Source organism: Streptomyces sp. NBC_00335, assembly GCF_036127095.1.
GTDB lineage: Bacteria > Actinomycetota > Actinomycetes > Streptomycetales > Streptomycetaceae > Streptomyces.
The window spans coordinates 146,111-158,692 of sequence record NZ_CP108006.1 but is presented as its reverse complement, the minus strand read 5'-3'; the positions used below and the strand labels follow the sequence as shown (position 1 = coordinate 158,692).

Below are 12,582 nucleotides of genomic sequence, written 5' to 3'. Positions count from 1 at the left end.
ATTTCCGGGCTCACCCCCGGTTCTCCCGCTTCCGCCGGTGAATCCCTCTCTTTCACGTGAGTGGCTCACGTATGTCCGCGACCGTCCTTGTCCCCGTTGAAAGGCCTGTCCGTGTCCAACGCCGTCATCCGCCGCATCGCCGCTTCGAAGAAGACCCTCACGGGTACCGTCCTCGCCCTGGGTGTTGCCGGTTCCATGCTGGCCGCGGTTCCCGCGCAGGCCGCCCCGATGAGTGCCAAGGCGATCGCTCAGCAGATGATCAAGGACCCGGCGCAGTTCGCGGCGTTCAACAACATCGTTTCCCGTGAGAGCGGCTGGGACCACACCGCCACGAACTCTTCCTCGGGTGCCTACGGCCTGGTCCAGGCCCTGCCGGCCTCGAAGATGTCCTCGGCGGGCTCGGACTGGAAGACCAACCCGGCCACCCAGATCAAGTGGGGCCTGGACTACATGAACTCCCGCTACGGCAGCCCCGAGGGCGCCTGGAGCTTCTGGCAGAACCACCACTGGTACTAAGCCACCAGCGGATCGCGGGGACACGAAAACGCTCGGCCGGACCCCTCCGGCCGGGCGCTTTTGCATGCGCACGCGGAGGCGCTCTGGATGGTGGATGTAGGGCACCAGCAGTGGGACGCAGGACATCTTGCTCGCGGTACAGACCGTGCGGGAACCACGCGCGAGCTCCCCGCCCCCTCTACCGAAATCGCCGATTTTGTGAAGAATAGGGGCAATGATGACCGTTTTGGTGACCGGTGTGGCGGACGGTGTCGAGCTGGAAGCCCTCCGTTCCTGCATTCACACGGGGCCGCACTTCCGCATCGTTGCCCACACGCACGACGCCGACGTCGCCCTGGCGCAGGCCCGCGTGCTGCTTCCGGACATCGCCGTGGTCACCCTCCACCGCCCCGACGCCCAGGGAGAACGCGACCGTCGCACCCTCGTGCGCGCTCTTCGGTCCTTCGACCCTCCCACGGGGATTATCCTGCGCCGCGACCCGCACGAGGCCGCCGAGGCGATCAGTCCGGGACTCGAACCGGTCCAAGGTGCCATCCACGAGGTCCGACGCGCCGATCTCGACGCCCTCCACCATGCCCTGGTCGCCATCGGACGCCGCCGAGCCAGCTGCAACATCGACCCCGCGGCACACTGACCGTCCGGCATCCACGGGGGTCGACGCAGAAGGGCAGGTGTTCTGAGAGCGCCTTCATGTGGCCGCGCCGGGGCCGCGGGGGAGGGGTGCGTAAGGTCGGCACGGGCCGCCGCCATGGCCGGCCGCGGTGGTGATCTGTGGGAGGAACACGTGGGAATTGCTGAGCCCCAGCGGCGGTCGCACCCTGATGCCGGGGATCCGGGAGCAGCATGCGTGGACGGTCTGCGGGAGCGTGGCTTTGCCCGCTACGGTGCCGAGCAACTCGGAATCACCCCGGGCGGTTCCACAGCAGGGGACTTGGCCCGGATCAGGGAGGTCTTCGAGGCGCTGCCGCCCGACCCGTACGCTCCGGGAACGAACCGGTTCCGCCGCTACTCCCATGCCGTGTACCTGCCGTGGAAGGACGAACTGTCCTGGATCCCCGGAACCCCCGACCCCGTACACGGTACGGTCACCAACTTCTCCCAGGGCGAAGACGACCCCGAGCACCCGCAAAAGCGCCGCGTGCTTCCCGAAATCCCCGAGGCGCTGCGCGGCAACCCCCTGCTGCTGCGGCTCCTGCGCTGGGACATCGAACAGGTCCTGTCCTTGAGGGACCTGAGCAGACGGCCGCTGTGGGCCGGGGTCCACCTGATCAGGCTCGGCGTCGACGGTCCAGGCCAGGATGCCGTTTCCTCCCCGAACTGCCTCCATCAGGACGGAAGTTCGGCCAGCACGTTTACCTTCGCCCACCTGATCAGCCGTACCAACGTCACGGGCGGGCAGAACGTCATCGCCACACCGGCCAGTGGGGGCCTGCAGCCCGATGACCCCTGGGCGGACATCCACGCCAGTTTCACCCTCACCGACCCACTGGACGGCTATGCCGTCCACGACCACAGAGTCAGCCACTACGTAGGCCCGGTCCGCACGGGCTCCGAGCCGGGGCCGGGCGAACGCTCCATCCTTATCGTCGGCCTCGCCCCGTACGTCCCCCAGCTGTGACACCGGTACTCCTCGGGTCTCCATCAGCCCGAGTCCACCTCAAGCGATCGGACGATCTCGGAGCAGTCCAGGCGTGGGGACAGGGCCTTGTGGCGGTCGCCGCCGCCGGTCAATCACGCCGGGCGGCGGCCTCGTAAAGCGCTGCGATACGCAACGCGGCGGCGCGGGCGGGTGGTTGGGAGAGTGGGAACCTCGGCAGGCTCGGCTGCCTCCAGAGGCAGGACGCTCCCTACAGCCAGCGGCGCACCGTGCGGGTCACGACCGGGGGAAGGATGTCCTTGGCCAGGCGGCGGGCCAGCGGGCTCCGCCGGGGCGGAGTGCGCCGCGCCTGTACTGCCGCGGGGACAGGCACCGGCTCCGGGGTCGGGCCGGGAGCGGCCGTCTCGTGGCGGGAGCGGGGGTGCGGCGGAGGGACCGCCTTCCGGCCGGTGATCCGGATCAGGGGTGCGCCGGCCACCTCCTCCACCCCGTGCCACAGATCCTCGCGGCCGGCCAGGAACGCGGCCAGTTCCGTGCGCAGCGGTTCGGGGTCGTTCCACGTCGCGTACATCTTGTGCTGGGTGATGCACAGGACATGCAACCGCCGCGCGTCCACGGCTCCCCAGACGGCCGCAGCGACGCCCGGGCAGTGCTCCGCCCTGAAGTCATCGAAGACGACGACTGCTCCGGGGGCGGCCAGCAGCCGCGAGGTCTCCACGTCCGTGTGCACGTGCGCGTACAGGTGCGAGGCGTCCACGTGAACGAAGCGACAGGAGGCGGGCCGGACGCGGTCGGGGAGAACCGCCGTCACCGCCTGCACCACCGTCGGCAACTCATCATGGAACGCGCGGTAGTTGGCCTCGAAGGCCCGGCGCGTCAGAGTGGCGTACGAGCGCTGCATCTCGCCGTCGTTGCTGTCGTCCTCGGCCGGGGAATCGAAGAGGTCACAGACCGTGAACTCCTCTCCCTCCTTGAGGTACCCGCCGAGGAAGATGGCGCTCTTACCCAGGTAAGCGCCGAGTTCCAGGAGGTCCCCACCACCCGACGGGTCGGCGTTCTGGCGGCTCAGGAACCAGTCGAAGAGGATCTGATCGGCCGGCCAGAACCATCCCTTCACCTCATCCAAACGCGCGGGTGCAGGCAGGTTCGGGAGTTCTTCGGGCTGCGCAAGCGGTGCGGTCATGAAGTGGACATCCCCGGGAGCGAGGTGGATCGGTCTGTCCGGCGAGAATGCGGGTTCCAGGTGACGGCACGGCGAACGGCCGCCGACCGTGCAGCGGCACACAGACGCACGCTGTAGGAAGCGATCTCATCCCTGGGCTCCGCTGCTGCTGTCAGTGCCCTCTGTCACGATGCCCCGGTCAGCACAATGATGCAGGAGAGAGCATGGGTACCTGGGACGTCGGCCCCTTCGACAACGACACGGCAGCGGACTTTGGCGGCGACCTCGATGAGGCAGCTGCAGGCGAACGCGGAGACATCGTCCGCGCCGCTCTCACGCGTGTGATCGACACCGTGGGATGTCTCGAAGCACCCGAAGCCGACAAAGCCGTAGCGGCGGCAGCCCTTGTCGCTGCGCAGTGCCCGGGAGGTGAGCCTGCAGATCCCGTTTATGGCCCGGAAGAGCCCCTTCCCGATCTCACCGGTCTGCTTGATCTCGCCCTCCGGGCCCTCGACCGCGTCATGACCGAGCCGTCCGAGCTGATGGAGCTATGGGATGAGTCGGAGGGCGGTCCTTGGCGCGCGAACATCCACGGCCTGCAGAACGTGCTCCTGCCAGGGCCACCTGGAGAACAACTCGGCCCCATCTGACTTACTGCAACTGCTACTTGAGCCGCTACCCGTAGAGCCACCACGAGCTGCGACGCCCTCTCTCCACCCGCCTGACGACGTCACCTCCGAGCATGCGGCTTCCTGTCAGCTTGCCTCGGCAGCGGCAGACTGAGGCGGCCTCAGCGTCTCGGCACCCCCTGGGGGCGCGGCGGTGATGATCGTGTCGAGGATCGCGCGCGATGCCTGTAGATCTTCGATGGCGCGGGTCATTCGCTCGCCCTCCCGGCGCAGTTGGGCGAGCAGGTCCGGACAGGTGGGCACGAGGTGCTCGTCGTCCGCCCGCATGCACGGCAGGACCTGGGCGATCAGAGCGGTCGGAAGGCCTGCCGCCAGGAGACAGCGAATGCGGCGCACTGTCTCGACGTCCGAATCGCCGTAGATGCGGTAGCCGCTGGGAAGCCTCTGGGGCGTCAGGAGTCCTTGCTGTTCGTAGTAGCGCAGCAGCCGCTCATGGACCCCGGTACGCCGCACCATCTCCTTCATGCGCATGCCGATCGCCTCACTCCTGCCCGCCCTGCGCACAATGCGACTTGACTCTGACACTGATGTCGGAGTTTAGCGTCGGTGCCATGACCACTCATCACGTGCTTCCCACCCCTCACCTCGACGTTCTCGTGCAGGGGCGCGGCCCCGCACTTCTGCTCGCGCACGGCGCCGGCGGCGGCATCGAGGGAAACTTCGGCCTCGTCCTCGACGACCTCGCCCAGGACCACACTCTCGTCGGCCCGCACTACCCCGGGGCCGGTGGCTCCGCCGTAGCCATCGACCCCCTGGACCTGGACGACCTCGCCGACCGCCTGGTCGCGGCCGCCGTCGCGGCCGGCCAGGACTCGTTCGCCGTCCTCGGTGAGTCCCTCGGCAGCGCCGTGGCCGTCCGGATCGCCACACGGCACCCCCACCGTGTCCGGGCCCTCGTCCTCACCGCCGGCTTCGCTGCCGCCGACCCCGTCCTGGCGCTCGCCGCGCAGCTGATCAAGTCCCTGGCAGCCGCGGGTCAGTGGGAGGACGTGGCACGGCTCGCCTTCGTGTCCTGCATGTCCCCGGCGGGCCTGGCGGACCTCGAACCGGCCGCCCTCGACGAATCCGTCGCCCAGACCCTGACCGCGATGCCGCCGGGCATGCTGGACCACTTCGACCTGGTGTCCCGCGTGGACGTTCGGGCCGACCTGGCGAAGGTGTCCGCCCCCACCCTGGTGGTGGCACCGACCGGCGACCGACTGGTGCTGCCCGAGAGCTCGTACCGTCTGGCGGCCGGCATCCCGGGCGCCCGGCTGATCGAACTGCCCGGCGCCGCCCACATCCTGAACCCGGCAGACCGGGCGACCTGGCTCCGCCACGTACGCGAGTTCCTCGCCGCACTCCCCGCCACGTCGGCGTGAGCACACCACCCCTCATGGCCTCCATCGGGTCCCGGGAGGCGACTCCGTCCGGTCCGCACCAGCCATAGCCAGTCTCCGGCCACCGCACGCATACTTGGATCACGTCAATACGGGGAGGTAACTATGGCATTCATAGTGCTGTTCGGCGTCATGGGGGGCCTTGTTCTGCTGCTGATCGTCACGCTCCTGCGTCGGAACGGAAAGCAGACGGAGACGGCTGAGGGACTGCGTATCGAGGAGCAGGCACGCCTGCAAGCGGGGCAGGACCGTGCTTCCTTCAACACCGTGGCCATGCACCTCGCGCCGCCCACGTCCAGCGACGCCCACCAGCGCCGCCGCTAAGGCCCCGGACACCCCGGTCACATGCCGACCGGGGTGTCGCGCGTTGTACGTGCCCTCAAGACCCAGGCCTCACGCGAGACCGTCCCGGTGCCGCAAGCGGTCCAGAGACTGAGAGCCGGTGGCAGACACCCGGGCCTGAATACGACAGTCTCGTGACGACCGGACAAGTCCCAGCGGAACCGCCAGGGCGTTGCCGTGAGGGATCGGCGCCTGGCCTTCAGCGGGGCAGGCACGGATCCCGGTGCCTTCGGTCAGACGCGCCAGGTCAGCCGGAGGTCCTCACGGCAGTACCTCGTCAGCAGCCGGAGATGTCGTCGGCGCAGCCCTGCACCTTCGTGGGGTCGACCGTTCTGAGTTCCCAGACGATGAGGCCCGTGAGGTCTTCGGATTGCGGTGCGATCGTCACCGTGACGGGTCCGCCGGCGGGGATGTTGACGCGCGCGGGTTGCTGGCGCGTGGTGGTCGCGCAGGCCACGTCGGTTTGCTTCGTCGACTGCCCTCGCTTGAAGGAGACGGTCACCTTTCGCACGTCGGAGCTGTCGCAGACGACATCGAAGCGGTAAGGCTTGTCGCCGCCCGTCTCCAGTGTCTCGTCCATGCCCGAGGCGACGTGGGGGGACCCGAACCGTACGCGTTGCGCCGAGGGGTCCTTCAGGGCTGCTTGTGCCCGTTGCAGGGCGTCGTCCGGTTCCCACACCTTCTGGGGAGCCGGCTCCTCGCCCTGGCCGGTGCATCCGGCGAGAGCGGCGGCGACGGCCAAGAGGCCGAGGAGCTTCGGTATGCGCACGTCGGTGTCCTTGTTTCGTACCGTGGGGGGCTTCGAGGTGAAGCCCCCCCACGGGCAGGGGTCGGTCAGTGGCTACGGCGGTACAGTTCCGGTCCACACACCTTGGCACAGGGGTCGTCCGTACGGACGGCGCCGTTCGTCGCGGCTGCGAATCCCGCCGCGGCCGGTGGCACGAGTTGGTATTCGCGGCCGACGCCGTCGGCCTGGGTGTTCCCGTATACGGTCACCTCGCCGTCCGACCAGCGGACGAAGAGGTCGTCCTCCCAGTCGTTCATGCCGTACTCGCCCAGGGCGATCACCCGCGCGTAGGTCCATGTGGAGCTCGATGCGACGACGCTCTCGTTCTGCAACCGGCCCGTGTTCACGTCGGGGAAGACGCTGACCTTGCCGCCGGCCCATACGACGAGCAGGTCGTGGTTGGGGGCGGTCCCGGTGCTGTCGCCGTCCAGGTCGCCGCCGGTGATGAGGTTGGCGGTCTTCCAGACTTCGTTCGGCGCCGCGAGCTGCTCTTCGGCGTGGAGTCCGGCGCCGTCGATGTCGGTGTACTTGGTGACCTCGCCGTCGCTCCATCGGACGATCAGGTCATCGGGCCACTGGTTGCCGCCGTACTTTCCGGTGGCGAAGCCGTGGGCGTACTTGAAGACGGAGTCCGCCGCAGCGACGTTGATCTCGTTGGGCAGGTGTTGGTCCAGAGCGGTGGGAAGCCGGGTGTTCTGGCTGACGTCCGGGTAGATGGTGACTTCGCCGTCCACCCACTTCACCATGAGGTCGTAGGCGTTGGTACCCGCGTAGTCGCCCGCAGTGATGAGGTCCGCGTAGTTCTTCCACATGTCGTTCGGCTTGGCCAGCTGCGTCTCGCAGGGCTCGCCGGGCTTGCAGCCGGCGTAGAAGCCGAAGTTCTGGTCGCCCGGGTACAGCGTGACCTCTCCGTCGTCCCACTTGACGATGAGGTCCGAGTCTCCGAACTCCTGGGAGCTGGTGTGGAAGGTGCCGGAAACGGCGCCGGTGGCGTGCTTCCAGAGGTCTCCGTTGCCCATGGTCCCGCCGGTGGGCTTGTCGGGCTCGTAGTCGTTCACCGCCTGGTTGTAGAGGCGGATGATGTCGGCGTCGAACTGGGAGGAGTAGGACTCGTCATCGATGGTTCCGCCGGTCTTCCATCCGCCGATGACGCCGATCACGTCTCCGCGCTTGCCGTCGAAGTTGCGGAGGAAGGGGCCGCCGGACACACCGCCGGCGTAGCCCTTGCAGGCAATCTTCACGAACCGTCCGGAGTAGGCGGTGGTGTTCGTGGAGGGGCAGACGAGCGGTGCCTTGGATCCTCCGGGGAATCCGAAGAGGCTCACGTTCTTCTGGCTGAGCTGCTGGGACGACAGCGTGGTGAGCGAGTTGCCCATGCCGGTGGCGTTCTCGAGGAACTGGCCCTTCGAGTTGGGGCCGACCCGCATGAAAGCGAAATCGAGGTCGTCGGCCTTGGCGGGCCCCTGGGTGAGGTACCTGCCGTCGATGTAGAGCTTTCCCGCCACCATCGGGAAGATGCCGTAGGGGGCTATGCCCCGGCTCGGGTCCTTGGGGTCCGGCTTCCAGCCGGGTGCGAAGGCGAGCTGCTTCCACCGGTCGTTGTCGTTCAGGCAGTGTGCGGCCGTGAGCACCAGCGACTTGGTGGGCGAGGACACGGAACTCGCCGAGCAGAACTGGTCGCGGCCGCCCGGGTCCGACTGCGGATCGTCATCCTCGTTGATGAGGAACACGCCCACCGTTGCGATCCCGTTGTTGTCGAAGTGGGACGGCGCGGCCGCGGCGATCCTGTTCTCGCGCGCGGCTCCCGGGGCGGACTGCTTGCCGCCGTGCACGGGAGACGCCTTGGCGATGCGTTCGGGTGTCCAGTACGCCTCGGCCTTCTTGGCGGCCTCGATCTGGGCCAGCGTCGCCTTGAGCCCATCGCCCGCAGGGCTCGTCGGATCTGCCGGAACCGACGACTTGGGGGGTGAGGAGGGGGAAGCGGGAGTACCGGAGGGCGTGGGCCGGGGCGCCGGCTGCTGGGGGGTGACGCCGGGCAGGGTGACGGGCGGTGTCACAGATGGCTTGCTGCCGCTGACGGCCTCGTCGTAGAGGGCCTGGACGGCGTCGTCGAAGTACGCGCTGCGGATCAGGGAAGGGGTCTGAGGAGCAGCGGCGTCCTGTGAGACACCGATGAGGCTGCCGACTCGTGTCTTCGTGTCGTAGTCGGCGATGAAGGCCGAGCCATCGGCGATTCCCGCGCCGGCCGGGCCGCAGTCGAGCTGCTGGTACCGGGTCCGGCTACCCGGCACGCCTGCTTCGGACGTGTCACCGACGCACGGCTCGGCCGGCCGCGTCCCGGAGACTCCGTGACCGGCGACCCGAACACCCTTGTGGGTGCGGCCGGCGTCAGTCAGCAGGCGGTGGCCGGGGACGGTGTCCTCGAGTTGGTCGCCGTTGATGCCCTTGTCGACCACGGCGAAGCCGACGGCGGCCTTGGAGGCGGTAGGGGCCGCGTCGGAGCCGGCCCATACGAGAGAGCGATTCCCCTGCCTCTTGACGGCGTAGACACCCTTCGGCGCCTCGATGACGCCGGAGGCGTTCTTGGCGATCTGCGGCGCGAAGGCCAGCTTGTCGGCCGGGTCACCGGTCAGGCAGTCGGCGGCCGTCGCGATCAGATTGCGGTACGGGCTGGAGGTGACGCCCGCCCCACAGAAGTACAGCCCCTTCTTCGTCAAACGGAAGAGCACCCCGGTGTCCGGGCCTTCCGCGTTCTGCGTCGGGAAGCGGACACCCAGCGTGCGGCCCGCGGATTCCGTGCCGCCCTGCGGGTTCCAAGGCTGAGCCGCCGCCATGCGCTTGGGCGACAAGAGTCCCTGCGCATCCCTGGCCGTCCATGAGGGAGCGGCATCGGGCGATGGCCCCCCGGCCGATGGCCCTGCGGCGGAGGGCTGCGCCGCCGCACCTGCCGCAGCCGACAGGAGCAGCGCGGCCGTACACGCCCCAGCCCCGAGGGACCGGAACGCCGAATTCGCTCTCACTCAATACACCCTTCATTCGATGAACTCCGAGGTGAGGCAGCGGACTGCCCCCTCGATGATCTTTCGAACATAGGGTCGCTTTCGATCGCCGTGCCCGGAATTTCGCGGGCTCCTCGGGCACTCGTGGCCCGATTTCGGCGGAGGTCGTAACTCCGTTTGTTTCAGCGCCAAGGGGCGCGCAATACCCTCCTCCCCGCCCGGCGTCTGAGTCGTCGAGCCACCGCTTGATCCCTGGAACGGGTGGCACATAGTGGTCAAAGTGCGAGTAAATGCGAGTCCGATTGTTTGGCTGAAAAAACACGCCATTCAGAGCGTTGTCCGGGTGCACGACCGCGTCGACATTTTCGACCTCGACCTCGACCTCGACCTCGACCTCGACCTCGACCTCGGCCTCGGCCTGGTCCGGCTCGGGCGGTGCTCCATGGGCATGGCCGTCCCTGGCCATGCCCCGTCACGAGCCGATGCTGCCGAGTGCGTGTCCCTTGTCCGAGAACCTCCCGGATGTCCTACCGGTCCGGGGTCGAAGGTGCCGCGGGCGGTTGTGCGGTGTCCGCTTCCGGGTCGCCGGCCGGGCCGATGCGGATCTCGAAGTCGCCGCCGTACTCCTCGTGGCCGGCGGCGACGGCGACGGCGACGGCTTCCTCGCCCTGTTCGCCCTGGATGATGAGCGGGTCCTGCCGCAGGTCCCGTACGAGTGCCACGCACATGCCGATCATGACCAGGGTGAACGGCGCCGCCACGAGGATCGTCAGGTTCTGCAATCCGGCGAGCGCGTCGCCCTTGCCGTTGCCGATGAGGAGCATGACGGCCGCGACGGCGCCGGTGACCACGCCCCAGAAGACGACCACCAGCCGGGCCGGTTCCAGGACGCCCTTCTGCGAGAGCGTGCCCATCACGATGGAGGCGGCGTCGGCGCCGGAGACGAAGAAGATGGCGACGAGGACCATGACCAGCAGGCTCATTGCGGTGGAGATGGGGAACTGCTGGAGCAGCCCGAAGAGCTGTCCCTCGGGGGTGCTCTCCTTGTCGAGACCGCCGCTCTCCCGGAGCTTCATGGCCGTGCCGCCGAAGACGGCGAACCACAGCAGGCTGACCGTGCTCGGTACGAGGATGACGCCGCCGATGAACTGCCGGATGGTGCGTCCGCGGCTGATCCGGGCGATGAACATGCCGACGAAGGGGGTCCAGGAGATCCACCAGGCCCAGTAGAAGACCGTCCAGCTGCCCAGCCATTCGGCGACCTCGCCGGCGCCGGTGGCCTCGGTGCGGCCGATGAGCTGGGGGAGGTCGCCCAGGTAGGCGCCGAGCGAGGTGGGCAGGAGGTCGAGCACGATGATGGTCGGCCCGGCGATGAACACGAACACGACGAGCAGGAGGGCGAGCACCATGTTGATGTTCGACAGCCACTGGATGCCGCGTTCCACGCCGGAGACCGCGGAGGCGACGAAAGCGACGGTCAGGACGGCGATGACGGCGACGAGGAGTGCGGTGCTGACCGAATCCATCCAGCCCAGCTCACGGAAGCCGCTGCCGATCTGGAGGGCCCCGAGGCCCAGCGAGGCCGCGGAGCCGAAGAGGGTGGCGAAGATTGCCACGATGTCGATGACACGGCCGATGGCGCCGTGCGCGTGCCGGGCGCCGATCAGCGGCTCGAACACCGCGCTGATCGTCTGGCGGCGGTCGCGACGGAACGTGCTGTAGGCGATGGCGAGGCCGACGACCGCGTAGATCGCCCACGGGTGGAGCGTCCAGTGGAACAGGGTGGTGGCCATCGAGGTCTGCATCCGCTCGGCGGAGTCGACGGGGTGGGTGCCGGGCGGCGGATTCTCGTAGTGTGCCAGGGGTTCGCTCACGCCGTAGAACATGAGCCCGATGCCCATGCCGGCGCTGAACATCATGGCGACCCAGGAGACGGTGCGGAACTCCGGCGGCTCGTCCTCGCGGCCGAGGCGGATCCGGCCGTAGCGGCTGATCGCCAACCAGAGGGCGAAGACGACGAAGGCGCTGGCGGCGAGCATGAAGGCCCAGCCGCCGTTGTGGATGAGCCCTTCGAGCAGGCTGCTCGACACGCTCTCCAGCGAGTCCGTCGCCACTGCGCCCCACAGGACGAACGCGAGCGTCAGACCCGCGGTGACCCCGAAGACCACCCTGTCCGTGCGGGAACGTTGATCGGCCTCCAACGAAGCCCCCTTCGCCAAGAGTCGGGAACCGCATGCCGTGATGGAATGTCACGTTATTCCCATTCAAGCCCATATCGGACCGTTAGGTCCGCAGGACGCCCACGGGGCGGCTCACCGTGCGCGAAGTCCGTCACGGCCGGCTGCGCCGACCTCCAACGGGGGCGGGCTGCCTCTGCCACGCTCCACAAGGCCCTGGTCCGCCGGGACTCGGGACCGGGTCGGTGTCGTTCCTCCCGCGCCGGCGCGGTGCCCTCGTGTTGTCAGGAGGCGGGCTTCACGTGGCGGACCAGCCACATCAGCAGGGCGTCCAGGTCGGCGGCGGCCGAGAGGACCCGGTCGACCGCCTCGGGGGTGTGCAGCCACTCCTCGCAGCCGAGGGGACGGGCGGCGATCAGGGAACGGTGGCGCAGCAGGTCCGCACGGGAGTGGTCCGCCGGATAGCCGCGCGGGGGACGTTTCATCATGTCCCCGGAGATGTCGTAGCCCTTCTTCCGCAGGTCCTCGACGATGGCGGACAGTTCGCGGCCGCTCCCCTCGGAGACCACGGCCTTGCGGAACCTGTCCACCTGGCCGGGATCCGGGTACCACCAGGCGCCCTGGATCCGCAGGCCGTCCAAGGCGAAGCGGAGACCGATCTCGATCTTGCGCTCGAGCCGGATCACCGCGCTCTGGTGCTGCCACCACCAGGAGCCGGTCCGGTAGTGCCAGACGGAGAAGTCCTCGTATCGCGGGTCGGCGTCCGCCACCTCGTTGAGCAGGGCGATCATCGGCTGCCGGACCAGGCGTTCGCGGTCCGCGCGACAGCGCTCGCGGGTCGTGTGGGTCGGTTCGCCCTGGAGCTGCCACAACACGTCCATGGCCTGCTCGGGCCAGCCGGTGAACTGCCTGTGTCCGCCCATGCGGGCAGGTT

At 68.5% G+C, this 12,582-nt stretch carries 12 protein-coding genes; 6 read left to right on the top strand and 6 right to left on the bottom strand.

Annotated features, from left to right (window positions below):
• Positions 1 to 111 precede the first annotated feature (111 nt).
• The 3 genes from OHA37_RS00765 to OHA37_RS00755 all read left to right on the top strand — a co-directional run bounded on the left by OHA37_RS00765 (position 112) and on the right by OHA37_RS00755 (position 2,134).
• Complete coding sequence (locus tag OHA37_RS00765) at positions 112 to 516, top strand: transglycosylase SLT domain-containing protein (protein WP_266914910.1); 405 nt, start codon at positions 112 to 114, stop codon at positions 514 to 516.
• Between the two features lie 214 nt (positions 517 to 730).
• Complete coding sequence (locus tag OHA37_RS00760) at positions 731 to 1,150, top strand: hypothetical protein (RefSeq protein WP_266914909.1); 420 nt, start codon at positions 731 to 733, stop codon at positions 1,148 to 1,150.
• Between the two features lie 297 nt (positions 1,151 to 1,447).
• A complete protein-coding gene (locus tag OHA37_RS00755) occupies positions 1,448 to 2,134 on the top strand; it encodes a 2OG-Fe dioxygenase family protein (RefSeq protein WP_266914908.1) in 687 nt (228 codons plus the stop codon).
• Positions 2,135 to 2,363: 229 nt separating this feature from the next.
• Here OHA37_RS00755 and OHA37_RS00750 read toward each other — a convergent pair whose 3' ends face one another.
• Complete coding sequence (locus OHA37_RS00750; RefSeq protein ID WP_266914907.1) at positions 2,364 to 3,296, bottom strand: class I SAM-dependent methyltransferase; 933 nt, start codon at positions 3,294 to 3,296, stop codon at positions 2,364 to 2,366.
• 203 nt (positions 3,297 to 3,499) lie between these two features.
• Here OHA37_RS00750 and OHA37_RS00745 point away from each other — a divergent pair, with 203 nt between their 5' ends.
• Positions 3,500 to 3,925, top strand: a complete 426-nt coding sequence (locus tag OHA37_RS00745; RefSeq protein WP_266914906.1) for a DUF4259 domain-containing protein — start codon at positions 3,500 to 3,502, stop codon at positions 3,923 to 3,925.
• Positions 3,926 to 4,030: 105 nt separating this feature from the next.
• On the opposite strand, the gene OHA37_RS00740 is transcribed toward OHA37_RS00745, so the two are convergent.
• Positions 4,031 to 4,435, bottom strand: a complete 405-nt coding sequence (locus OHA37_RS00740; protein ID WP_266914904.1) for a MerR family transcriptional regulator — start codon at positions 4,433 to 4,435, stop codon at positions 4,031 to 4,033.
• A gap of 80 nt (positions 4,436 to 4,515) precedes the next feature.
• Between OHA37_RS00740 and OHA37_RS00735 the strand changes: the two genes are divergently transcribed.
• Positions 4,516 to 5,325 carry an alpha/beta fold hydrolase gene (locus OHA37_RS00735; RefSeq protein ID WP_266914902.1) on the top strand — a complete coding sequence of 270 codons (810 nt, stop codon included), beginning with the start codon at positions 4,516 to 4,518 and terminating at the stop codon, positions 5,323 to 5,325.
• Positions 5,326 to 5,448: 123 nt separating this feature from the next.
• Positions 5,449 to 5,667 (top strand): hypothetical protein, encoded by a 219-nt coding sequence (locus OHA37_RS00730; protein ID WP_266914900.1) that lies wholly within the window; start codon positions 5,449 to 5,451, stop codon positions 5,665 to 5,667.
• A 295-nt stretch (positions 5,668 to 5,962) separates the two neighbouring features.
• On the opposite strand, the gene OHA37_RS00725 is transcribed toward OHA37_RS00730, so the two are convergent.
• The 4 genes from OHA37_RS00725 to OHA37_RS00710 all read right to left on the bottom strand — a co-directional run bounded on the left by OHA37_RS00725 (position 5,963) and on the right by OHA37_RS00710 (position 12,571).
• Positions 5,963 to 6,454 (bottom strand): hypothetical protein, encoded by a 492-nt coding sequence (locus OHA37_RS00725; protein ID WP_266914898.1) that lies wholly within the window; start codon positions 6,452 to 6,454, stop codon positions 5,963 to 5,965.
• 65 nt (positions 6,455 to 6,519) lie between these two features.
• Positions 6,520 to 9,321 (bottom strand): trypsin-like serine peptidase, encoded by a 2,802-nt coding sequence (locus OHA37_RS00720; RefSeq protein ID WP_266914896.1) that lies wholly within the window; start codon positions 9,319 to 9,321, stop codon positions 6,520 to 6,522.
• Positions 9,322 to 9,998: 677 nt separating this feature from the next.
• Positions 9,999 to 11,672 (bottom strand): BCCT family transporter, encoded by a 1,674-nt coding sequence (locus tag OHA37_RS00715; RefSeq protein WP_266914894.1) that lies wholly within the window; start codon positions 11,670 to 11,672, stop codon positions 9,999 to 10,001.
• A gap of 260 nt (positions 11,673 to 11,932) precedes the next feature.
• Complete coding sequence (locus tag OHA37_RS00710) at positions 11,933 to 12,571, bottom strand: DUF2461 family protein (protein ID WP_266914892.1); 639 nt, start codon at positions 12,569 to 12,571, stop codon at positions 11,933 to 11,935.
• Positions 12,572 to 12,582: the final 11 nt, after the last annotated feature.